Here is a 23,552-nt window from a genome sequence, read left to right on the forward strand (position 1 = left end):
ATACGCAGCCTGCGATCTGCCCGGAAGCACCGCCCGCAAAAAGCGATTACAATCATGCAAATCCCGATCTCTGGAGGGTGAGATGAGCCAACGCGGGCTGGAAGCGCTGTTACGACCTAAATCAATTGCGGTAATTGGTGCCTCGGTGACGCCGGGGCGCGCAGGCTATTTTATGATGCGTAACCTGCTGGCGGGCGGCTTCAGCGGCCCCGTCCTGCCCGTCACGCCAAAATATAAAGCAGTCAGCGGGGTGCTGGCCTGGCCCACGATCGACAGCCTGCCTTTTGCGCCCGACCTGACGGTGATCTGCACCCATTCAAAGCGAAACCTCACCCTGCTGCAACAGCTCGGCGAGAAAGGCTGTAAGGCCTGCATTATCCTCTCTGCGCCCGCCAGTCAGCTGGCCGAACTCAAAGCCTGCGCCAGCCAATGGCAGATACGGCTGCTGGGGCCAAACAGTCTGGGCCTGCTGGCGCCCTGGCAGGGATTAAATGCCAGTTTCTCGCCAGTGCCGATCGCCAGAGGGCGTATTGCGTTTATCTCCCAGTCAGCCGCCGTCTCCAACACCATTCTCGACTGGGCGCAGCAGCGCAACCTCGGCTTTTCCTGGTTTATCGCATTGGGCGACAGTCTGGATACCGATGTTGATGATTTGCTCGACTTCCTGGCCCGCGACGGTAAGACCAGCGCGATCCTGCTCTATCTGGAGCACCTCAGCGATGCGCGGCGCTTTGTTTCCGCTTCCCGCAGCGCCTCACGTAATAAACCGATTCTGGTAATCAAGAGTGGGCGCAGCCGTGAAGCGCAGGCGCTACTGGGCACACACAGCGGACTGGACGCCGCCTGGGACGCTGCCATTCAGCGTGCGGGCCTGTTGCGGGTGCAGGACACCCATGAGCTGTTCTCCGCCGTGGAGTCGCTGAGTCACATGCGGCCGCTGCGTGGCGATCGGCTGATGATCATCAGTAATGGCGCCGCACCCGCCGCGCTGGCGCTGGATGAACTCTATGCCCGCAACGGCAAGCTGGCGCAGCTCAGCGAGCAGACCCGTCAGCGGCTTGAGGCGCTGCTGCCGGCCGGTACAGGTCGCGGCAATCCGCTGGACTTAAAAGATGACGCCACAGCAGAACGCTATGCTGCCTGCGTTGAGATCCTGCTCGACAGCCATGAGTTTGATGCGCTGATGATTATTCATGCGCCCAGCGCGGTGGCACCCGCCACCGAAACGGCTACGCACCTGATCGACACCTTTGCCCGTCATCCGCGCGGTAAGCTGGTCACCCTGCTGACCAACTGGTGCGGCGAGTTCTCCTCCCAGGCCGCCCGCCGGGCGTTTACCCAGGCGGGCATTCCGACCTGGCGCACGCCTGAAGGCACGGTGACCGCCTTTATGCATCAGGTCGAATATCGCCGCAACCAGAAGCAACTGCGCGAAACTCCTGCTCTGCCTGCAACGCTGAACCAGGACAGCGCGCATGCTCACAGGCTGCTGTCACAGGCACTGGCGCGCGGGGTGACTGCGCTGGACACACACGAAGTGCAGCCGGTGTTACAGGCCTATGGCCTGGCCACGCTGCCGACCTGGATTGCCAGTGACAGTGCAGCCGCCGTGGCGATTGCTGACCAGATAGGCTATCCGGTGGCGCTGAAGCTGCGCTCACCCGATATTATGCATAAGTCAGAGGTTCAGGGCGTGATGCTCTATCTGCGCAATGCTCGCGAAGTGGAGCATGCCGCTGAGGCCATCTTTGACCGGGTACGCGAGACGCTGCCGCAGGCGCGTATAGAAGGCTTACTGGTACAAAGCATGGCCAGCCGCGCGGGCGCACAGGAGCTGCGGGTGGTGGTAGAACAGGATGCGCTGTTTGGCCCGATCATTATGCTGGGCGAAGGCGGCGTAGAGTGGCAGGCCGATAAGCAGGCAGCCGTTGCTCTGCCTCCGCTGAATATGACGCTGGCACGCTATCTGGTGATTCAGGCGATCAAGAGTGGGAAAATCCGCAGCCGCAGCGGGCTTAATCCGCTGGATATTTCCGGACTGAGCCAGCTGCTGGTTCAGGTGTCGGATCTGGTTGTGGATTGTCCGGAGATCCAGCGACTGGACATCCATCCGCTGCTGGCGGCAGGCAACGATTTCACCCTGCTGGATGTCACCCTGACGCTGGCCCCCTTTGATGGCGATAACGAAGCCCGGCTGGCCATACGCCCCTATCCTCAGCATCTGGAAGAGCAGGTAGAGTTAAAGGATGGGCAATTCTGCCTGTTCCGGCCAATCCTGCCTGAAGATGAACCGCTGCTGCGTGATTTCATCAGTCAGGTCACCAAAGAGGACCTCTACTATCGCTACTTTAGCGAAATCAATGAGTTTACGCATGAGGATCTCGCCAATATGACGCAGATCGACTACGACCGCGAGATGGCCATAGTGGCTGTGCGTCCCCATCAGGGCGGCCAGGAGATCATCGGCGTCACACGCGCTATCTCTGATGCCGATAATATTGATGCGGAGTTTTCGGTACTGGTTCGTTCGGACCTGAAAGGGTTAGGCATGGGGCGTCGCCTGCTGGAAAAAATGATCCGCTATACCCGGCATCATGGCTTGCAACAATTGAACGGTATCACCATGCCCCATAATCGCGGCATGATTACGCTGGCCCGAAAACTGAACTTTCATGTTGATATTCAACTGGATGAGGGTATTGTCAGCCTTAAACTGCCTTTACAGAATGAGATAGCTCTGCCTTGTAGAGAAAGGTAAAAAACGTTCGAATCGACGGAGTTGATGTTATTATTTACGGTTATAACCCTGATTTGATGGCAAAAGGCCATACAATGAAAAGAGAAGAAGCGCACTGCGATGTTGTCTAAATTTAAACGAAACAAACATCAACAACACCTCGCACAGTTGCCAAAACTGTCACAATCCGTTGCGGATGTGTCGACGCTTTATTCGCCTGCCGAATTCCGCACGACGCTGCTGGAAAAGATTGCGGCCGCGCAGACACGCATCTGTATCGTCGCGCTCTACCTTGAAAACGATGATGCCGGACGTGCTGTTATGGATGCACTTTACCAGGCTAAGCAGGCGCGACCGGAACTGGATATCTCGATTCTGGTGGACTGGCACCGGGCACAGCGTGGCCGGATTGGTGCCGCGCGGGGCGTGACCAACGCCGACTGGTACTGCGAGATGGCGACCCGCTATCCCGATATCGCCATCCCGGTTTTTGGCATCCCGGTGAATACCCGTGAGGCGCTGGGCGTACTCCATCTTAAAGGGTTTATCATCGATGACACACTGCTCTACAGCGGTGCCAGCATCAATGATGTCTATCTGCAGCAGCACGACAAATATCGTTACGACCGCTACCAGCTTATCCGTAATGCCCGGCTGACTGATACGATGTATGAGTGGATCACCCTCAATCTTAAGTCCGCAGAAGCGGTGAACCGGCTGGATTTTGCGGAGCGTCCTTCAAGTCCTGAAATCAAAAATGAAACGCGGCAGTTTCGTCAGGACCTGCGCGGCTTTAACTATCAGTTTAGAGGGGATGCCGGTAATGAAGAGCTGGCCGTCACGCCGCTGGTCGGCCTGGGCAAGCATAGCCTCCTCAATAAAACCATCTTCCATCTGATGCCCTGCGCGGAAGAGAAGCTGGTCATCTGTACTCCTTACTTCAACCTGCCCGCGCTGCTGGTCCGGAATATTATTCATCTGCTGCGGCAGGGCAAAAAGGTCGAAATCATCGTCGGTGACAAAACCGCCAATGATTTCTATATTGCGCCCGATCAGCCATTCAAAATTATCGGCGCCCTGCCCTATCTTTATGAAATCAATCTGCGTCGCTTCCTGAGCCGCCTGCAATATTACGTCACCACCGATCAACTGACCGTGCGACTCTGGAAAGATGGCGAGAACAGCTATCACCTTAAAGGGATGTGGGTTGATGACGAATGGCAGCTTATTACCGGTAATAACCTCAACCCGCGCGCGTGGCGACTCGATCTGGAAAATGCGGTGCTGATCCACGATCCTCATCAGCAGTTAGCGGCTCAGCGCGAGAAAGAGCTGACGCTGATCCGGCAGCACACCCAGGTCGTCACTCACTTCCGTGAACTGGAGAGCATTGCCGATTACCCGGCCAAGGTACGGAAACTGATCCGTCGTCTGCGCCGGATCCGTATCGATCGCCTGATTAGCCGTATTCTCTGATACGTGCAGGGTATGGGCATCTACTATGCGAATTGTGCTGCTTGCTGTGCTGTTGTGTAGTGGATGTGCCCATGTAGCCCAGGATGAGCGGACCGGACGCGATAAAGCGGAACACTTTTTTGCTTCCGCCGCACTGGCGGCAGCGGGCAGTGAATATGGGCAGCGCCAGCACCTTTCTGAGCGGCAGAGCCAGACGATCGGCTTTATGTTTTCGTTAAGCCTCGTAGCGGCTAAAGAGGGATATGACAGCCGCCCGGCGGGCAGCGGCTGGAGCTGGAAAGATTTCGCCTGGGATGCCGCCGGTGCTGCCAGCGGCATCGCCCTGTGGAATCTCAGCCAGTAGGCGTATCAGAGTTTGATGCCCTTGCCGCGCTTATGCAGTAACAGCGACACCAGAAACGCTACCGCGCCCATCGCGGAAACATACCAGAAGAAGGTCGTCTCAATCCCCTGCTGCTTCATCAGCAGTGCCACATACTCTGCCGATCCACCGAATATCGCATTCGCTACCGCATAAGAGAGTCCGACGCCCAGCGCACGGACCTGGGGCGGAAACATTTCGGCTTTCAGAATACCGCTGATGGCGGTGTAGAAACTGGTAATCAGCAGGGCAAGCATGATCAGGAGAAAAGCGACGCCGGGACTCTGCACGTTTTGCAGCAGGGTCAGAATCGGCACCGTACAGATGGCCGCGCCCGCCCCAAAAATCATCATTGAGGTACGCCGTCCGATTTTATCGGAGAGCGCACCAACCACCGGCTGAATAAGCATAAAGACCAGCAGCGCACCGGTCATCAGACCGCTGGCCGTTTTCGGATCCATACCTGAAGTATTCACCAGATACTTCTGCATATAGGTAGTAAAGGTGTAAAAGCTCAGCGAGCCGCCCGCGGTAAAACCCAGCACCATCAGGAAAGGTCGGGTATGGTTGCGCAGTAACCCGATGACGCTGCCCGCATCGCGATGCTCGCGACTGCGCTTGTCTGAGGTTTCTTCCAGTGAACGGCGTAACCACAGCGCGACAACGGCGAGCAGCGCGCCAAGGAAGAACGGAATACGCCAGCCCCAGCTTCGCAGCTCAGCATCCGTAAGCAGGAACTGCAGCACCACCACCGTCAGGACCGCTGCCAGCTGACCGCCAATCAGCGTGACATACTGGAAAGAGGCATAAAATCCTTTGCGCCCTTCCAGTGCCACTTCGCTCATGTAAGTGGCGCTGGTGCCATACTCCCCTCCTACCGACAAGCCCTGAAACATACGCGCCAGCAGCAGAATGACGGGAGCCGCGACGCCGATCGTTGCATAGCCGGGTAAGCAGGCAATCACCAGCGAACCAAAACACATCATGCAGACCGAAACCAGCATTGAATTTTTACGGCCATGCTTGTCGCCGATATAGCCGAACAGCCAGCCGCCAATCGGGCGCATTAAAAACCCGGCTGCAAATACCCCTGCCGTCTGCAACAGCTGCGTCGTGGTATCGCCCTGAGGAAAAAAGATGTGCGCGAAGTAGAGTGAAAAGAATGAGTAGACGTAGAAGTCAAACCACTCGACCAGGTTGCCCGATGAGGCACCGACGATCGCCCAGATACGTTTTTTTGCATCATCCGGCTGAATATTATTGTTTATGGGTGTCATGCTTTACCTCTGCTCCTTGCTGATCAACAGCGTCTAAAAGGTGAGTAAAGCATTTAACTCTACCTAAGGTAAAGGCCGGGTATTCTGAGATTGTTATTGTGAGCTGCATCGCTAATTATCGAAAAATCAGCGGGTTGCTGGCATTTTATGACAGAATCTGGTGGGATAACGGTAATGGATAGCAGGGTAATAAGTGAGAATTTCAGCACAATGTAGCAGAGTACAGACGTAAAAAAGCCCCGCACTCGCGTGCGGGGCTTCTTCACTTATACAATGCCTGGCAGTTCCCTACTCTCGCATGGGGAGGCCCCACACTACCATCGGCGCTACGGCGTTTCACTTCTGAGTTCGGCATGGGGTCAGGTGGGACCACCGCGCTAAAGCCGCCAGGCAAATCTTGGTGCACGAAACGAATCTTTTACGTTATGACCGCGTTGCCATCGCTCAGCCACACCGGTCACATACGTCAGTATGCTCCCGCTGATGTCTTCGCTCTGCGCCTTGTCACGCCGCAAAATCTTTCGTTTCCGCAAATTCTTATCCGGAAAACAGGGCTGAAAATCGTCTCTCAAAAACGCCTCTGGCGTTGTAAGGTTAAGCCTCACGGGTCATTAGTACCGGTTAGCTCAACGCATCGCTGCGCTTACACACCCGGCCTATCAACGTCGTCGTCTTCAACGTCCCTTCAGGACCCTCAAAGGGTCAGGGAGAACTCATCTCGGGGCAAGTTTCGTGCTTAGATGCTTTCAGCACTTATCTTTTCCGCACTTAGCTACCGGGCAGTGCCATTGGCATGACAACCCGAACACCAGCGGTGCGTTCACTCCGGTCCTCTCGTACTAGGAGCAACCCCCCTCAATTCTCCAGCGCCCACGGCAGATAGGGACCGAACTGTCTCACGACGTTCTAAACCCAGCTCGCGTACCACTTTAAACGGCGAACAGCCGTACCCTTGGGACCTACTTCAGCCCCAGGATGTGATGAGCCGACATCGAGGTGCCAAACACCGCCGTCGATATGAACTCTTGGGCGGTATCAGCCTGTTATCCCCGGAGTACCTTTTATCCGTTGAGCGATGGCCCTTCCATTCAGAACCACCGGATCACTATGACCTGCTTTCGCACCTGCTCGAGCCGTCACTCTCGCAGTCAAGCCAGCTTATGCCATTGCACTAACCTCACGATGTCCGACCGTGATTAGCTGACCTTCGTGCTCCTCCGTTACTCTTTGGGAGGAGACCGCCCCAGTCAAACTACCCACCAGACACTGTCCGCACCCCGGATCACGGGGCCACGTTAGAACATCAAACATTAAAGGGTGGTATTTCAAGGATGGCTCCACGCAGACTGGCGTCCGCGCTTCAAAGCCTCCCACCTATCCTACACATCAAGGCTCAATGTTCAGTGTCAAGCTGTAGTAAAGGTTCACGGGGTCTTTCCGTCTTGCCGCGGGTACACTGCATCTTCACAGCGAGTTCAATTTCACTGAGTCTCGGGTGGAGACAGCCTGGCCATCATTACGCCATTCGTGCAGGTCGGAACTTACCCGACAAGGAATTTCGCTACCTTAGGACCGTTATAGTTACGGCCGCCGTTTACCGGGGCTTCGATCAGGAGCTTCTCCTTACGGATAACCCCATCAATTAACCTTCCGGCACCGGGCAGGCGTCACACCGTATACGTCCACTTTCGTGTTTGCACAGTGCTGTGTTTTTAATAAACAGTTGCAGCCAGCTGGTATCTTCGACTGGCTTCAGCTCCGGGAGCAAGTCCCTTCACCTACGCGCCAGCGTGCCTTCTCCCGAAGTTACGGCACCATTTTGCCTAGTTCCTTCACCCGAGTTCTCTCAAGCGCCTTGGTATTCTCTACCTGACCACCTGTGTCGGTTTGGGGTACGATTCTGTGTTACCTGATGCTTAGAGGCTTTTCCTGGAAGCAGGGCATTTATCACTTCAGCACCGTAGTGCCTCGTCGTCACGCCTCAGTGTAAAGTGAACCGGATTTGCCTGGAACACACACCTACACGCTTAAACCGGGACAACCGTCGCCCGGCCGATATAGCCTTCTCCGTCCCCCCTTCGCAGTAACACCGAGTACAGGAATATTAACCTGTTTCCCATCGACTACGCCTTTCGGCCTCGCCTTAGGGGTCGACTCACCCTGCTCCGATTAACGTTGAACAGGAACCCTTGGTCTTCCGGCGAGCGGGCTTTTCACCCGCTTTATCGTTACTTATGTCAGCATTCGCACTTCTGATACCTCCAGCATGCCTCACAGCACACCTTCGACGGCTTACAGAACGCTCCCCTACCCAACAGTATCGCTACTGCTGCCGCAGCTTCGGTGCATGGTTTAGCCCCGTTACATCTTCCGCGCAGGCCGACTCGACCAGTGAGCTATTACGCTTTCTTTAAATGATGGCTGCTTCTAAGCCAACATCCTGGCTGTCTGTGCCTTCCCACATCGTTTCCCACTTAACCATGACTTTGGGACCTTAGCTGGCGGTCTGGGTTGTTTCCCTCTTCACGACGGACGTTAGCACCCGCCGTGTGTCTCCCGTGATAACATTCTCCGGTATTCGCAGTTTGCATCGGGTTGGTAAGCCGGGATGGCCCCCTAGCCGAAACAGTGCTCTACCCCCGGAGATGAGTTCACGAGGCGCTACCTAAATAGCTTTCGGGGAGAACCAGCTATCTCCCGGTTTGATTGGCCTTTCACCCCCAGCCACAGGTCATCCGCTAATTTTTCAACATTAGTCGGTTCGGTCCTCCAGTTAGTGTTACCCAACCTTCAACCTGCCCATGGCTAGATCACCGGGTTTCGGGTCTATACCCTGCAACTTAACGCCCAGTTAAGACTCGGTTTCCCTGCGGCTCCCCTATACGGTTAACCTTGCTACAGAATATAAGTCGCTGACCCATTATACAAAAGGTACGCAGTCACCCCATAAAAGAGGCTCCCACTGCTTGTACGTACACGGTTTCAGGTTCTTTTTCACTCCCCTCGCCGGGGTTCTTTTCGCCTTTCCCTCACGGTACTGGTTCACTATCGGTCAGTCAGGAGTATTTAGCCTTGGAGGATGGTCCCCCCATATTCAGACAGGATACCACGTGTCCCGCCTTACTCATCGAGCTCACAGCGTGTGTGCTTTTGTGTACGGGAGTATCACCCTGTACCCTGCGACTTTCCAGACGCTTCCACTAACACACAGGCTGATTCAGGCTCTGGGCTGCTCCCCGTTCGCTCGCCGCTACTGGGGGAATCTCGGTTGATTTCTTTTCCTCGGGGTACTTAGATGTTTCAGTTCCCCCGGTTCGCCTTGCAGCACTATGTATTCATGCTGCAATGATGCACAGAGTGCACCGGGTTTCCCCATTCGGACATCGACGGCTGTAGCGGTTCATATCACCTTACCGTCGCTTTACGCAGATTAGCACGTCCTTCATCGCCTCTGACTGCCTGGGCATCCACCGTGTACGCTTAGTCGCTTAACCTCACAACCCACAGGCGTTTTTCACGCTGCGGACTGCAAGCATTTGAGAGACTCGTACGCATCGCCTTTTCCATTCTTATTTACGGAGAATGAAAGCGACACGTCGTTTCAATTTTCAGCTTGTTCCGGATTGTTAAAGAGCATAATACGTCACAGCACACCGTTGCCGGTACGCTCTGAGGTATTTCAGAAAAAACAGTTAAAACGGTATGGTGGAGCTAAGCGGGATCGAACCGCTGACCTCCTGCGTGCAAGGCAGGCGCTCTCCCAGCTGAGCTATAGCCCCATACAGTTACTGCAGAGACCACTACGTTCAACCGAGTACACTTCGTGAGAAGTGCAATTCGTGCTCAGGCAAGGCATGTCTTCGCGAAGCATAGTGAACTATGCGAGCCGGAGACATAACGCAGCGTGAGTGCGAATTTGGTAGGCCTGAGTGGACTTGAACCACCGACCTCACCCTTATCAGGGGTGCGCTCTAACCACCTGAGCTACAAGCCTGTAGAGGTTTTTTCTGCTCGTTACTTTTTATCAGACAATCTGTGTGAGCACTGCGCGGGAAGGTATCTTAAGGTAAGGAGGTGATCCAACCGCAGGTTCCCCTACGGTTACCTTGTTACGACTTCACCCCAGTCATGAATCACAAAGTGGTAAGCGCCCTCCCGAAGGTTAAGCTACCTACTTCTTTTGCAACCCACTCCCATGGTGTGACGGGCGGTGTGTACAAGGCCCGGGAACGTATTCACCGTGGCATTCTGATCCACGATTACTAGCGATTCCGACTTCACGGAGTCGAGTTGCAGACTCCGATCCGGACTACGACGCACTTTGTGAGGTCCGCTTGCTCTCGCGAGGTCGCTTCTCTTTGTATGCGCCATTGTAGCACGTGTGTAGCCCTACTCGTAAGGGCCATGATGACTTGACGTCATCCCCACCTTCCTCCGGTTTATCACCGGCAGTCTCCTTTGAGTTCCCGACCGAATCGCTGGCAACAAAGGATAAGGGTTGCGCTCGTTGCGGGACTTAACCCAACATTTCACAACACGAGCTGACGACAGCCATGCAGCACCTGTCTCAGCGTTCCCGAAGGCACCAATCCATCTCTGGAAAGTTCGCTGGATGTCAAGAGTAGGTAAGGTTCTTCGCGTTGCATCGAATTAAACCACATGCTCCACCGCTTGTGCGGGCCCCCGTCAATTCATTTGAGTTTTAACCTTGCGGCCGTACTCCCCAGGCGGTCGACTTAACGCGTTAGCTCCGGAAGCCACGCCTCAAGGGCACAGCCTCCAAGTCGACATCGTTTACGGCGTGGACTACCAGGGTATCTAATCCTGTTTGCTCCCCACGCTTTCGCACCTGAGCGTCAGTCTTCGTCCAGGGGGCCGCCTTCGCCACCGGTATTCCTCCAGATCTCTACGCATTTCACCGCTACACCTGGAATTCTACCCCCCTCTACGAGACTCAAGCCTGCCAGTTTCAAATGCAGTTCCCAGGTTAAGCCCGGGGATTTCACATCTGACTTAACAGACCGCCTGCGTGCGCTTTACGCCCAGTAATTCCGATTAACGCTTGCACCCTCCGTATTACCGCGGCTGCTGGCACGGAGTTAGCCGGTGCTTCTTCTGCGGGTAACGTCAATCGGCACGGTTATTAACCGCACCGCCTTCCTCCCCGCTGAAAGTACTTTACAACCCGAAGGCCTTCTTCATACACGCGGCATGGCTGCATCAGGCTTGCGCCCATTGTGCAATATTCCCCACTGCTGCCTCCCGTAGGAGTCTGGACCGTGTCTCAGTTCCAGTGTGGCTGGTCATCCTCTCAGACCAGCTAGGGATCGTCGCCTAGGTGGGCCATTACCCCGCCTACTAGCTAATCCCATCTGGGTTCATCCGATAGTGAGAGGCCCGAAGGTCCCCCTCTTTGGTCTTGCGACGTTATGCGGTATTAGCCACCGTTTCCAGTGGTTATCCCCCTCTATCGGGCAGATCCCCAGACATTACTCACCCGTCCGCCACTCGTCACCCAAGGAGCAAGCTCCTCTGTGCTACCGTCCGACTTGCATGTGTTAGGCCTGCCGCCAGCGTTCAATCTGAGCCATGATCAAACTCTTCAATTTAAAGTTTGATTTGCTGCAACCAGTGCAGCGATGCTCATCTGTAAAACGTCATAATGAATGTCATTATGTGTTCACTCGTGAGACTTGATATTTTTTTGCGTCCGGAGACGCTGATATCAATCCTGCGAGTGCCCACACAGATTGCCTGATAAATTGTTAAAGAGCAGCGCGAACAGTGCGTTAGCGTCCTGTCGCGAGGTGGCGTATATTACGCTTTCCTCCTTCAGAGTCAACCTCTTTTTCAGAAGTTTTTCTCCGGCGGGTCAGTCTCCTGAACCTCTCAGCACGCTTCCCGTTGCCGGTGTGCCGTGTTGATGGAGGCGCATTATAGGGAACGGTTCAGATAGCGCAAGCGTAAACTACAACTTTTTAATCAACCGTTCACTTTGCATCCAAAACGAGGTCAAAGTAAGCAAAACACCCACAAAACGCTAAAAAAACGGGCCTGCGGCCCGTTTTTTGTCGCACACACTTACTGGTGAGCAATAATGGTGTCGTTTTCCACATCCATTTCGATGGTTTTGCCGGGAACCAGCGTGCCAGCCAGAATCTGCTGAGCCAGCGGGTTCTCTATCTGCTGCTGTATCGCCCGTTTCAGCGGACGCGCACCATAGACCGGATCATAGCCGTTTTCTGCCAGCAGTCGCAGCGCCGCATCCGAGATGTGCAGCTGATAACCCCGTTCGTCCAGACGTTTGTAAAGCCGCTGCAGCTGAATCTGCGCGATAGACGCAATATGTTTCTCCGCCAGCGGATGGAACACTACCACTTCATCGATACGGTTAATGAACTCAGGACGGAAATGCTGTCCGACCACGCCCATGACGATCTCTTTCATTTCCGGGTAGCCGAGGTCGCCGAACCGCTCCTGGATAAGATCCGATCCCAGGTTAGAGGTCATAATCACCACGCTGTTACGGAAATCGACCGTCCGTCCCTGCCCATCCGTCAGACGCCCATCGTCCAGCACCTGCAGCAGAATGTTAAAGACATCCGGATGTGCTTTCTCGACCTCATCCAGCAGAATTACGGAATAAGGACGACGACGCACCGCTTCGGTCAGATAGCCACCCTCTTCATATCCCACATATCCGGGAGGAGCACCCACCAGCCGTGACACGGAGTGTTTTTCCATAAACTCGGACATGTCGATACGTACCATCGCATCGTCACTGTCGAACAGGAAATTAGCCAGCGATTTACACAGCTCGGTTTTACCTACCCCGGTTGGGCCCAGGAACAGGAATGAACCGATAGGCCGGTTAGGATCAGACAGACCTGCGCGACTGCGTCGGATAGCGTTTGAAACCGCCTCAACCGCCTCATCCTGTCCAATAACCCGGCCATGCAGATCCTGCTCCATACGCAGCAGCTTATCGCGCTCCCCTTCCATCATCCGGGCTACAGGAATACCGGTCCAGCGCGCCAGCACATCGGCAATTTCCACATCCGTTACGCGGTTACGCAATAACTTCATAGTTTTGCCTTCCGCCTGGGTGGCGGCTGCCAGCTGCTTTTCCAGCTCCGGGATCTTGCCGTACTGTAGCTCTGACATCTGAGCGAGATCGCCCTGGCGACGGGCCTGCTCTAAATTCAGACGCGCCTGCTCCAGTTCAGCTTTGATATTCTGGGTGCCAGAGAGCGAAGCTTTTTCTGTCTTCCACTCATCTTCAAGCTCGGCATATTCACGCTCTTTCTGGCCAAGCTCCGTCTCCAGCATTTCAAGACGCTTGATGCTGGCATCGTCCGCCTCTTTCTTCAGCGCCTGCTGCTCCAGCTTCAGCTGAATGATGCGGCGCTCCAGTCGATCCAGCGATTCGGGCTTCGAGTCCATCTGCATACGAATGCTGGAGGCAGCCTCGTCGATCAGGTCAATCGCTTTATCGGGTAGCTGACGGTCGGCGATGTAGCGATGAGAAAGCGTGGCCGCCGCGACAATCGCCGGGTCGGTGATCTGCACATGATGATGCAATTCGTAACGCTCTTTCAGGCCGCGCAAAATGGCGATGGTATCTTCCACGCTCGGCTCGGCGACGAAGACTTTCTGGAAGCGGCGCTCCAGCGCGGCATCTTTTTCGATGTACTGGCGGTATTCATCGAGCGTCGTCGCTCCGACACAGTGGAGTTCACCCCTTGCCAGCGCAGGCTTAAGCATGTTGCCTGCATCCATCGCACCGTCAGCTTTACCGGCACCTACCATCGTGTGCAGCTCGTCGATAAACAGAATGACGTTGCCTTCCTGTTTTGACAGGTCGCTCAGCACGCCTTTCAGACGCTCTTCGAATTCGCCACGATATTTTGCCCCGGCCACCAGCGCACCCATATCCAGCGCCAGCACTCGCCGGCCTTTCAGCCCTTCAGGCACTTCGCCATTAATAATGCGCTGCGCCAGTCCTTCAACAATCGCGGTTTTACCCACACCCGGTTCACCAATCAGCACCGGGTTGTTTTTCGTCCGGCGCTGCAGCACCTGGATGGTACGGCGAATCTCTTCATCACGGCCAATAACCGGATCGAGTTTGCCTTTCTCTGCCCGCTCGGTGAGATCGATAGTATATTTCTTTAAAGCCTGGCGCTGATCTTCAGCCCCCTGATCGTTCACGTTGTCCCCTCCCCGCATCTGCTCAATCGCACTGGTGATTTTTTCGCGCGTGGCACCCGCTGCTTTGAGCAGATCGGCCAGTGAGCCGCGTGATTCCAGGGCAGCCAGAACAAATAATTCGGATGAAATAAAGTTATCGTTGCGCTTCTGCGCCAGTTTGTCGCACAGGTTCAGCACCCGCACAAGGTCAGATGAGGGCTGCACATCCCCTTCGCTACCCTCTACCTGTGGCAGACGATCGATAGCCTGCTCGACCTGAGTACCAAATGGCGCGACGTTGATACCCGCCGAGGTCAGTAAAGGTGAAACGGATCCGCCCTCCTGTCTGAGCAGTGCGCTCATCAGGTGCAGAGGTTCTATGAATTGATTATCGTGTCCCAGAGCCAGGGACTGCGCGTCGGCGAGAGCCAGCTGGAATTTGTTGGTAAGACGATCCAGACGCATAATTCCTCCCATTACAGGTCAAAATGCTACTGGAGATTAGATGAGGTCATCCCTCAAATTTTCAAGGTTAATGACCTGAGATTTGAGTAAAAAATGCGCTGACTGGACCGTCTTATGGCGTAAGGTTATAACAGCCAGATCAAAGTTGCCATACGTCCGGTTATCCCATCGCGACGGAAGGAGAAGAAATCGTCGCGCTGCGTATAGGTACAACGCGTGTCGGCACTGATGGAGTGTACGCCCGCGGACTGTAATCGCATCCGGGCCAGCATCCAGATATCGGCATAAAAGCGATCGGCCGCCGGACGGAATGCCGCTGCGGTGCGCGCGTCCTGCGCAACAAACGCCTGTCGCACCTCGGCGCCGACCTCAAACGCATCGGGCCCGATGGCCGGTCCAAGCCAGGCATGAATCTGATCGGGCGGCGAACGAAACTGTGCCAGCGTATTTTCCAGCACGCCCGCGCAGAGTCCGCGCCACCCTGCATGCGCCGCCGCCACTTCACGTCCATCCTGCGAACAGAACAGAACCGGCAGGCAGTCGGCGGTCATGATGGCACAGACGGTGCCGGGCTGGTCAGTGATACAGGCATCCGCACGTAATGGCGCACTGTCCCCTGCCGTCAGACGCACAACATCCGTGCCATGAACCTGATCCAGCCACTGCGGCATGGCGGGTAAACCTGCTTCTGTCACCAGTCGCTGCCGGTTCTGCGCCACCGCGTCGGGAGCATCCCCCACGTGCCCGCCGAGATTCAGTGCATACCAGGGCGAGGCGCTAACCCCTCCCTGCCGTTGTGTCGAGCAGGCCCGGACACGGGATGGCACAGGCCACTCGGGCGTGATCAGATCCATCACCAATCCATCTGGTCTTTGAACTCTTCGGTATCCGCTTTCAGGGCCGCAACCAGATCGACCATATCCTGCGGAAGCGCGGCGTGAAACTCCATTTCAATCCCGCTGATAGGATGATAGAGACGCAGCATGGTGGCATGCAGCGCCTGGCGATCAAACCCACGCAGCGCGCTGATAAAGGCTTCTGACGCACCTTTTGGCGGACGCGGGCGGCCACCGTACAGCGGATCGCCCACCAGCGGATGGCTGATGTGGGACATGTGCACACGGATCTGGTGTGTACGGCCGGTTTCCAGACGCAGACGCAGACGGGTATGCGCGCGAAAGTGCTCCATGATGCGGTAATGGGTTACCGCCGGTTTGCCCATAGGGTGAACCGCCATGTGAGTACGTTTGGTGGAGTGACGGCTAATCGGCTGCTCAACCGTGCCGCCTGCGGTCATCGTACCAATCGCGACCGCCTCATATTCACGGGTGATTTCGCGGCGCTGCAGCGAGTCCACCAGATGCGTCTGAGCGGGAACGGTTTTCGCGACCACCATCAGGCCGGTGGTGTCTTTATCCAGGCGGTGTACGATGCCCGCGCGCGGCACATCCCTGATTGCCGGATAGTGATGCAGTAAGGCGTTTAACACCGTGCCATCCGGATTACCGGCGCCTGGATGCACCACGAAGTCACGCGGTTTGTTGATGACAATGATGTCTTCATCTTCATAAACGATGTCGAGTGGCAGGTTCTGCGGTTCCCAGCGCTGTTCCTCCTCGATCTCAGCGTCAATCGCGACCAGCTCGCCGCCCAACACTTTTTCTTTCGGTGTTTCTACCACTACACCGTTTACCGTCACGCGACGGTCGAGGATCCACTCTTTTATGCGAGAACGTGAATAATCAGGGAACAATTCCGCCAAAGTCTGATCTAAGCGTTGTCCGAGTTGTGATTCGGATACCGTTGCGGTGAGTTGAACTTGTTGTGCCATATACAGCTTCTTCGTTAACGTTGGGTTTTCACGGCGATGCCGTTTAATATAATGTGCTATCGTACCTGGTCATTACCGGGAGCTATACGGACAGCTTCCGCCATAACATTTGAGGATAATCACTTCGTCATGACGCGTATGAAACATCTGGTGGCTGCTGCCACACTGAGCCTGGCACTTGTTGGTTGTTCCGGCTCAAATGACGCGGTACCGGACAGCCCGCCTTCTGAAATCTATGCCACAGCGCAGCAAAAGCTGCAGGACGGTAACTTTAAAGCTGCGATTAAGCAACTGGAAGCGCTGGATAATCGTTATCCGTTCGGTCCTTATGCGCAGCAGGTTCAGCTGGATTTAATCTACGCGTACTATAAAAATGCCGATCTGCCCCTGGCGCAGGCTGCTATTGCCCGCTTTATGCGTCTGAATCCTACCCATCCGAACATCGACTATGTCATTTATATGAAAGGTCTGACGGATATGGCGCTGGATGACTCGGCACTGCAGGGCTTCTTTGGTATTGATCGTTCTGACCGCGACCCGACACACGCCCGTGACGCATTCCGTGATTTTGCCCAGCTGCTGCGCAACTACCCCAACAGCCAGTATGCGGCCGATGCGCAAAAACGACTGGTCTACCTGAAAGATCGCCTGGCCAAATATGAGCTTTCAGTGGCGCAATTCTATACTAAGCGTGAGGCGTATGTCGCGGTTGTTAACCGTGTTGAAGGGATGATGCGCGATTATCCGGATACGCAGGCCACACACGATGCCCTGCCGCTGATGGAAAATGCCTATCGCCAACTGCAACTGAACGCTGAAGCCGATAAAGTGGCGAAAATCATCGCTGCGAATAACAGCTGATAGCCCGTCTGGTTTTCAGACATAAAAAAGCAGCCTGCGATGGCTGCTTTTTTTGCTCACAGAACAGTCAGGATTGGATCTGAACGCTGCGTGTCAACCCATCAAGCATGCCCTGTTAATCGTTTCGCTTCAAGCCATTTCAGCCCGTTTTTCTGCCTTTCTCGCAGAATAATCCTGCTGACAAAAAGTGACATTTTTTCGTGACCGGAATCTCACATTTACCTTTTTTTCGCGCTATGCTGAAAGGACCAAGACGGAAATGACAGAGAGGTAAGAATAATGATTCTGAACATTACCAGTAAGCAAATGGAGATTACCCCGGCAATCCGAAGCCATGTTGAAGACCGTCTCGCCAAGCTGGAAAAATGGCAAACCGACCTGATTAATCCGCATATTGTCCTGTCCAAAGAGCCCAAAGAATTTGTGGCCGACGCCACTATAAACACACCAAACGGGACCCTGGTAGCCAGTGCCAAGCACGACGATATGTATACCGCCATCAACGATTTGATCGCGAAGCTCGAACGCCAGCTGAATAAGGTTCAGCACAAGTCTGAAGCGCGCCGTGCCAGTGCCAGCGTAAAAGACATCATACCCGCCGGCGAAGAGTCCTGATTTTGCTAACGCGCCTCCGGGCGCGTTTTTTATTGACAGCTTTTGAGCAGTACGGTTACTCTCAGTCCACTCTCTTTTCGGATGTCACCATGAAACCTGACCTGTTTTTCTTCGCTTTCTTTTTTACCTTCCCCTGAACGGGAGGCCATTCGTCGTGTGAGAATGAAAGCGAAGACGAACAACGAAGCCTCCCAACCGGGAGGCTTTTTTATTGGATAGCATACAGGTGAGCCCTATGAATCCCGACAATCCATTGCTGGCGCTACGCGATAAAATCAGCGCAGTGGATAAAAAACTTCTGACGCTGCTGGCCGAGCGTCGTCTGCTGGCCGTGGAAGTGGCACAAGCGAAGCTGGCAACGCATCGTCCGATTCGGGATGTGGAGCGCGAACGCGCACTGCTGGAAAATCTGATCGTGCTGGGAAAAGCGCACAAGCTGGACGCCCATTACATTACCCGCCTCTTTCAGCTGATAATTGAAGATTCCGTCCTGACTCAGCAGGCGCTGCTGCAGAAAAACCTCAACCATCCGCATGCGCATGCCGCCCGTATCGCCTTCCTGGGCCCGAAAGGTTCCTATTCTCACCTTGCCGCCCGCAACTACGCCTCGCGCCATTTTGACAGCATGGTGGAGTCAGGCTGCCTGAAGTTTCATGACATCATCAAACAGGTCGAAAACGGCGTCGCTGACTATGCGGTGATGCCGATTGAGAACACCAGTTCCGGTTCGATCAACGACGTCTACGATTTGCTGCAACAGACCAGCCTCTCTATTGTGGGCGAGCTGACCCTCCCTATCGACCACTGCGTGCTGGTCAACGGCCCTACTGATTTACAGCAGATCGAGACTGTCTACAGCCATCCTCAGCCTTTCCAGCAGTGCAGCCAGTTCATTAACCGCTTCCCGCACTGGAAAATCGAATACACCGAGAGTACGGCGGCGGCGATGGAGAAAGTGGCGGCGCTCAACTCCCCCACCGTCGCAGCACTGGGCAGTGAAGCCGGTGGCGAGCTGTATCAGCTGCAGGTGCTGGAGCGTAATCTGGCTAATCAGCAGCAGAACCATACCCGTTTCATCGTGCTGGCGCGTAAAGCGATCGAGGTCTCCGATCAGGTTCCGGCCAAAACCACCCTGATTATGGCGACCGGCCAGCAGGCGGGGGCACTGGTTGATGCGCTTCTGGTGCTGCGTCAGCATAACCTGATTATGAGTAAGCTTGAGTCGCGCCCGATTAATGGCAACCCGTGGGAAGAGATGTTTTACATTGATGTGCAGGGCAATCTGCAATCGGAACGGATGCAGCAGGCGCTTCAGGAACTGAAAACCATGACCCGCTCTCTGAAGGTGCTGGGCTGCTACCCCAGCGAGAATGTAGTGCCGGTAGAGCCGGGTGAATAAAGAGAAAAGGCATCCGCAGGGATGCCTTTTTCAGTTATGGACGGCTGTCATTCGCCGAGCGTAACAGGCTCCGGCTTTCTACCAGGAAGCGTTTTGCGTGATCGCCAAACCACTCCTCTATCCGGTTGAAGCTGGCAATAAAGGCCTGCTTGTCACCCTGCTCAAGCAAGGCAATCGCTTCGCCAAACCGCTGATAGTAACGCTTTATCAGCGCCAGATTACTCTCCGATGACATGATGATGTCCGCATAGAGCTGCGGATCCTGAGCGAACAGCCGCCCGACCATCGCCAGCTCCAGCCGGTAGATTGGCGAGGAGAGCGCCAGCAGCTGATCCAGATTGACGTTCTCTTCCGCCAGATGCAGGCCGTAAGCGAAAGTGGCAAAGTGACGCAGCGCCTGAATAAACGCCATATTCTGATCATGCTCCACCGCGCTGATGCGATGCAGACGTGCGCCCCAGACCTGAATCTGCTCCAGGAACCACTGATACGCTTCCGGCTGCCGGCCATCACACCAGACCACCACCTGTTTTGCCAGGCTGCCGCTGTCCGGACCAAACATCGGGTGAAGCCCCAGCACCGGGCCGCTATGTGCCGCCAGCATTGCCTGCAGTGGCCGGTTCTTAACCGACGCCAGATCGACCAGAATACAGTCTTCCGGCAGAGGTGGCAGCTGAGCGATGACCTGCTCGGTCAGGTGAATCGGCACGCTGATAATCACCATGCCAGCATCGCTGAGCAGCGCATCGGCCTGCGCCCAGTCCTCTTTATCCAGCGTTTTGACCGTATAGCCTGACAGCCCGAGCATTTTTTCAAACAGTCGGCCCATCTGCCCCTTGCCGCCGACAATCACCACCGGACGCAGTTCAGGACAGAGGGTTTTGAAGCCTTTGTCATTCTCACTGGTATAGGATTCGCGCATCACACGGCGCAGCACATCCTCAATCAGATCCGGTGGCACACCCAGCGCTTCTGCCTCTTTGCGGCGGGAAGCCAGCATGGAGGCTTCGCGCTCCGGCACATAGATAGGCAGACCGTAACGGCTTTTGACCTCTCCGACGTCGGCCACCAGCTCCAGCCGTTTAGCCAGCAGTTCCAGCAGCGCTTTATCCACACTGTCAATTTGATCGCGTAACGCGGTCAGTTCAGCCACCATTGCTCTTACACCTCTTATGACAGACGCGCCGACAGCACTCCCTGCAGATCCTGATGCATGTCACGCAGCAGCGTTTCGGTCACTTCCCAGTTGATGCAGGCATCAGTAACGGAAACACCATACTTCATTTCGCTGCGTGGCTGCTCAGAAGACTGGTTACCTTCATTGATGTGGCTTTCCAGCATCAGACCAATGATTGAACGGTTCCCATCTTTTATCTGCGCAATAGCGGATTCCGCTACGCCAGGCTGACGGCTGTAGTCTTTATTCGAATTACCGTGGCTGCAATCTATCATTAAGGCCGGACGCAGTCCCGCCCTGAGCATCTCTTTTTCACACTGCGCGACATCTTCCGGACCGTAGTTGGGCGCTTTGCCGCCACGCAGGATGACGTGACCATCCGGATTGCCCTGGGTCTGCAGCAGACAGACCTGACCGGCCTGATTGATGCCGACAAAGCGGTGCGGCATTGCGGCGGCGCGCATCGCGTTGATCGCGGTGCCCAGACTGCCATCGGTGCCATTCTTAAAGCCTACCGGCATCGACAGGCCCGACGCCATCTCACGGTGTGTTTGTGATTCTGTGGTACGGGCACCAATCGCGGACCAGCTGAACAGATCGCCAAGATATTGCGGGCTGTTGGGATCCAGCGCTTCGGTTGCCAGCGGCAGGCCCATTTCGACCAGGCTGACCAGCAGCTGGCGCGCAATGTGCAGGCCCGCTTCCATGTCGAACGAGTTATCCATGTAAGGGTCGTTGATCAGCCCTTTCCAGCCGACGGTGGTACGCGGTTTTTCAAAGTAGACGCGCATCACGATATAAAGCTGATCGTTGAGCTGTTCGGAAAGGCTCTGCAGACGACGCGCATAATCCAGGGCCACTTCCGTGTCGTGAATGGAGCAGGGACCGCATACCACCAGCAGACGCGGATCGCGGCCAGCGATAATGTCAGCGATTGTCTGGCGAGAGGCAGCAATCTGTTCCTGCTGTTCAGCGGTCAGTGGAAATTTCGCTTTCAGCTCTTCAGGCGTAATTAAGACCTGTTCACCGGCGATATGCACATTATTCAGCGCGTCTTTTTGCATGATGGCGATCCTTTGGCTCGAATTGGCAGTCGTGGGCTCCTCGTTGAGGAATGCAGACACTGTATCACATTAGATACAGTGCGCAAGACAGGGTGTACATATTTATTACCATCGCTACAATCCGGCTCGACAATTTTTAATTTAATACATATAAAACATCAATTTAAATATAAACCCCACCCAATCCGCCCTTCACACAAAAGTAAATATAGGTTTACACATAAAGCTTTTGGTGTTTCGGTTCGTTGCAGGCAGAATGAGGATATTCTTTACTGACCGGGTCGATCACATGCTCCCTTCCCCGCTGAATCTTCATCTGCGTCCTTTCCTGTTAGCCGATGTCCCCGCATTTACGGCTGCGGTTAACGCTTCGCTGGACAGCCTGATTCCCTGGATGGCCTGGGCGCATCATGACTATCAGCCTCATGAGGCAGAAAGCTGGATACGCTTTACACACTGGCAGCGCATGCGGGAAGAAGCGGAAGAGTTTGCGATTGTCGATCAGCATGATCAATTGCTGGGCGGCGCGGGGATACGCTTTGCCCGGCATCCGGGCGACACCAGCGCCATCGGCTACTGGGTACGCAGTGACGCCCAGCGTCAGGGGATCGCCAGCCGGGCGGTTGCAGCGTTGCTGCCGCTGGGATTTTCGCGTCCGGAAACGCGGGTGATTGAAATTCTGGCGGCAGAAGAGAATCTGCCCAGTCGGGGTGTGGCGGAGAAATGCGGTGGCCAGTTTATAGGCTGTCGCTATGGTCTTATCGTGTTAAAAGAGGGACCGGTCAATACCGCGATCTATCATTTCCAGCGGCCGGAGGCCGGTTAATCATGCCATCCGGCTGGCATCAGGACAAAAAAAGGGGCTGGCATCACGCCAACCCCTTGTTTGCTATTAACTTTTAGATGTCGCGTTAGCGATACCTTAGTTAAGACGCTCTTTAATACGAGCAGACTTACCAGTACGCTCACGCAGGTAGTACAGTTTGGCTTTACGCACAGCGCCACGACGTTTAACAGTGATGCTGTCAATTACTGGCGAGTGAGTCTGGAATACACGCTCAACGCCTTCGCCGTTAGAAATTTTGCGAACAGTGAATGCAGAGTGCAGACCGCGGTTACGAATAGCGATAACCACGCCCTCGAATGCCTGCAGACGTTTTTTAGAACCTTCAACGACCCATACTTTCACTTCCACGGAATCACCCGGGCGGAAGGAAGGTACGTCCTGTTTCATCTGCTCTTGTTCAATTTGCTTGATAATGTTGCTCATAATTAAATCTCATATCCTGGGTAAACTGATAGTCGGGGAAGATTACTCTTCCGCATCATCGTTTTGTTGCTGCTGATGTTCACGCTTGAACTCATTCAGCAACCTTGCTTGCTCTTCAGTCAGAGCCAGGTTTTCCAGAAGTTCAGGTCTTCTCAGCCAGGTACGGCCTAGCGACTGTTTCAGACGCCAGCGGCGAATATCAGCATGGTTGCCTGACAGTAATACTGCCGGAACCTCCACGCCGTCTAACACTTCAGGTCGGGTATAGTGCGGGCAATCCAGCAATCCATCCGAGAACGAATCCTCATCAGCTGACGCCTGCTTGCCGAGTACGCCGGGAATAAACCGGGCGACGGCGTCAATCATCGTCATTGCTGGCAGTTCCCCGCCGCTGAGAACGTAATCTCCGATTGACCATTCTTCGTCAACTTCGGACTGGATTACGCGCTCATCAATCCCTTCATAACGGCCGCAGACAAGAATTAACTTGTTGCGTGTCGCCAGTTCGCAAACGCCCTGTTGGTCCAGTTTGCGACCCTGAGGTGAAAGATAAATCACCCTGGCACCTTCACCTGCCGCTGCTTTCGCTGCGGAGATGGCATCCCGTAAGGGTTGTACCATCATCAGCATCCCCGGTCCGCCGCCGTAAGGACGATCGTCCACAGTACGGTGCCGGTCGTGCGTGAAGTCACGTGGACTCCAGCTCTGAATGCTGAGCAGACCGTTTTTTACAGCCCGGCCAGTTACCCCGTAATCGGTAATAGCGCGAAACATTTCTGGAAACAGGCTAATAACACCAATCCACATTGTATTCGCCGTTACGTTACCG

The 23,552-nt window shown here is 54.9% G+C and carries 16 protein-coding genes, 2 tRNA genes, 3 rRNA genes and 1 other annotated feature; of the genes, 8 read left to right on the forward strand and 13 right to left on the reverse strand.

Annotation, left to right across the window (positions count from 1 at the left end):
* The first annotated feature begins 82 nt into the window (after positions 1-82).
* The 3 genes from ACLHDD_RS11205 (at position 83) to ACLHDD_RS11215 (ending at position 4,556) form a co-directional block, all read left to right on the forward strand.
* Positions 83-2,758 (forward strand): GNAT family N-acetyltransferase, encoded by a 2,676-nt coding sequence (locus tag ACLHDD_RS11205; RefSeq protein WP_427104175.1) that lies wholly within the window; start codon positions 83-85, stop codon positions 2,756-2,758.
* Between the two features lie 99 nt (positions 2,759-2,857).
* Positions 2,858-4,213: a CDP-diacylglycerol--serine O-phosphatidyltransferase gene (pssA, locus tag ACLHDD_RS11210; RefSeq protein ID WP_427104176.1), complete on the forward strand. Its 1,356-nt coding sequence runs from the start codon at positions 2,858-2,860 to the stop codon at positions 4,211-4,213.
* Positions 4,214-4,238: 25 nt separating this feature from the next.
* Positions 4,239-4,556 carry a YfiM family lipoprotein gene (locus ACLHDD_RS11215; RefSeq protein WP_427104177.1) on the forward strand — a complete coding sequence of 106 codons (318 nt, stop codon included), beginning with the start codon at positions 4,239-4,241 and terminating at the stop codon, positions 4,554-4,556.
* Between the two features lie 5 nt (positions 4,557-4,561).
* Here ACLHDD_RS11215 and ACLHDD_RS11220 read toward each other — a convergent pair whose 3' ends face one another.
* The 9 genes from ACLHDD_RS11220 to rluD form a co-directional block, all read right to left on the reverse strand.
* Positions 4,562-5,851, reverse strand: coding sequence for an MFS family transporter (locus ACLHDD_RS11220; RefSeq protein WP_427104178.1), 1,290 nt, complete (start codon positions 5,849-5,851; stop codon positions 4,562-4,564).
* Positions 5,852-6,126: 275 nt separating this feature from the next.
* Positions 6,127-6,242: ribosomal RNA gene (gene rrf / locus ACLHDD_RS11225) — 5S ribosomal RNA — on the reverse strand.
* 199 nt (positions 6,243-6,441) lie between these two features.
* Positions 6,442-9,345: ribosomal RNA gene (locus tag ACLHDD_RS11230) — 23S ribosomal RNA — on the reverse strand.
* A gap of 209 nt (positions 9,346-9,554) precedes the next feature.
* Positions 9,555-9,630 (reverse strand) — tRNA-Ala (locus ACLHDD_RS11235).
* Positions 9,631-9,768: 138 nt separating this feature from the next.
* A tRNA-Ile gene (locus tag ACLHDD_RS11240) sits at positions 9,769-9,845 on the reverse strand.
* A 73-nt stretch (positions 9,846-9,918) separates the two neighbouring features.
* Positions 9,919-11,460: ribosomal RNA gene (locus tag ACLHDD_RS11245) — 16S ribosomal RNA — on the reverse strand.
* Together the 16S, 23S and 5S rRNA genes with 2 tRNA genes alongside form the textbook arrangement of a ribosomal RNA operon.
* 472 nt (positions 11,461-11,932) lie before the next feature.
* Positions 11,933-14,506: an ATP-dependent chaperone ClpB gene (clpB, locus tag ACLHDD_RS11250; protein ID WP_427104179.1), complete on the reverse strand. Its 2,574-nt coding sequence runs from the start codon at positions 14,504-14,506 to the stop codon at positions 11,933-11,935.
* A gap of 125 nt (positions 14,507-14,631) precedes the next feature.
* Positions 14,632-15,360, reverse strand: a complete 729-nt coding sequence (yfiH, locus tag ACLHDD_RS11255; RefSeq protein WP_427104180.1) for a purine nucleoside phosphorylase YfiH — start codon at positions 15,358-15,360, stop codon at positions 14,632-14,634.
* Positions 15,360-16,337, reverse strand: coding sequence for a 23S rRNA pseudouridine(1911/1915/1917) synthase RluD (rluD, locus tag ACLHDD_RS11260; RefSeq protein WP_427104181.1), 978 nt, complete (start codon positions 16,335-16,337; stop codon positions 15,360-15,362). The genes yfiH and rluD overlap by 1 nt, the downstream gene beginning before the upstream one ends.
* Positions 16,338-16,466: 129 nt before the next feature.
* Between rluD and bamD the strand changes: the two genes are divergently transcribed.
* The 4 genes from bamD (at position 16,467) to pheA (ending at position 19,212) form a co-directional block, all read left to right on the forward strand.
* On the forward strand, positions 16,467-17,198 hold the full coding sequence (gene bamD / locus ACLHDD_RS11265; RefSeq protein WP_427104182.1) for an outer membrane protein assembly factor BamD: 732 nt from the start codon (positions 16,467-16,469) through the stop codon (positions 17,196-17,198).
* A 279-nt stretch (positions 17,199-17,477) separates the two neighbouring features.
* Complete coding sequence (gene raiA / locus ACLHDD_RS11270; protein ID WP_111141458.1) at positions 17,478-17,813, forward strand: ribosome-associated translation inhibitor RaiA; 336 nt, start codon at positions 17,478-17,480, stop codon at positions 17,811-17,813.
* An 88-nt stretch (positions 17,814-17,901) separates the two neighbouring features.
* Positions 17,902-18,026, forward strand: a sequence feature (Phe leader region).
* Complete coding sequence (gene pheL / locus ACLHDD_RS11275) at positions 17,903-17,950, forward strand: pheA operon leader peptide PheL (RefSeq protein ID WP_193555295.1); 48 nt, start codon at positions 17,903-17,905, stop codon at positions 17,948-17,950. It overlaps the preceding feature by 48 nt.
* Positions 18,027-18,048: 22 nt before the next feature.
* On the forward strand, positions 18,049-19,212 hold the full coding sequence (gene pheA / locus ACLHDD_RS11280; protein ID WP_427104183.1) for a bifunctional chorismate mutase/prephenate dehydratase: 1,164 nt from the start codon (positions 18,049-18,051) through the stop codon (positions 19,210-19,212).
* Positions 19,213-19,246: 34 nt separating this feature from the next.
* Here pheA and tyrA read toward each other — a convergent pair whose 3' ends face one another.
* Together tyrA and ACLHDD_RS11290 are read right to left on the reverse strand one after the other, a co-directional pair.
* Positions 19,247-20,368 (reverse strand): bifunctional chorismate mutase/prephenate dehydrogenase, encoded by a 1,122-nt coding sequence (tyrA, locus tag ACLHDD_RS11285; protein ID WP_427104184.1) that lies wholly within the window; start codon positions 20,366-20,368, stop codon positions 19,247-19,249.
* A 14-nt stretch (positions 20,369-20,382) separates the two neighbouring features.
* Positions 20,383-21,453 carry a 3-deoxy-7-phosphoheptulonate synthase gene (locus ACLHDD_RS11290; protein WP_427104185.1) on the reverse strand — a complete coding sequence of 357 codons (1,071 nt, stop codon included), beginning with the start codon at positions 21,451-21,453 and terminating at the stop codon, positions 20,383-20,385.
* Between the two features lie 289 nt (positions 21,454-21,742).
* Here ACLHDD_RS11290 and ACLHDD_RS11295 point away from each other — a divergent pair, with 289 nt between their 5' ends.
* Positions 21,743-22,279 carry a GNAT family N-acetyltransferase gene (locus ACLHDD_RS11295; protein WP_427104186.1) on the forward strand — a complete coding sequence of 179 codons (537 nt, stop codon included), beginning with the start codon at positions 21,743-21,745 and terminating at the stop codon, positions 22,277-22,279.
* A gap of 96 nt (positions 22,280-22,375) precedes the next feature.
* Here the strand turns inward: ACLHDD_RS11295 and rplS are convergent, their stop codons facing one another.
* Both rplS and trmD read right to left on the reverse strand, forming a co-directional pair.
* The gene (gene rplS, locus ACLHDD_RS11300) at positions 22,376-22,723 is read right to left on the reverse strand and encodes a 50S ribosomal protein L19 (protein WP_031374778.1); all 348 of its coding nucleotides are present in this window, start codon (positions 22,721-22,723) and stop codon (positions 22,376-22,378) included.
* A gap of 42 nt (positions 22,724-22,765) precedes the next feature.
* Positions 22,766-23,530 (reverse strand): tRNA (guanosine(37)-N1)-methyltransferase TrmD, encoded by a 765-nt coding sequence (gene trmD / locus ACLHDD_RS11305; protein WP_427104187.1) that lies wholly within the window; start codon positions 23,528-23,530, stop codon positions 22,766-22,768.
* Positions 23,531-23,552 lie beyond the last annotated feature (22 nt).

The sequence above is a fragment of the Pantoea sp. NSTU24 genome (assembly GCF_050157905.1).
Taxonomy (GTDB): domain Bacteria; phylum Pseudomonadota; class Gammaproteobacteria; order Enterobacterales; family Enterobacteriaceae; genus Pantoea.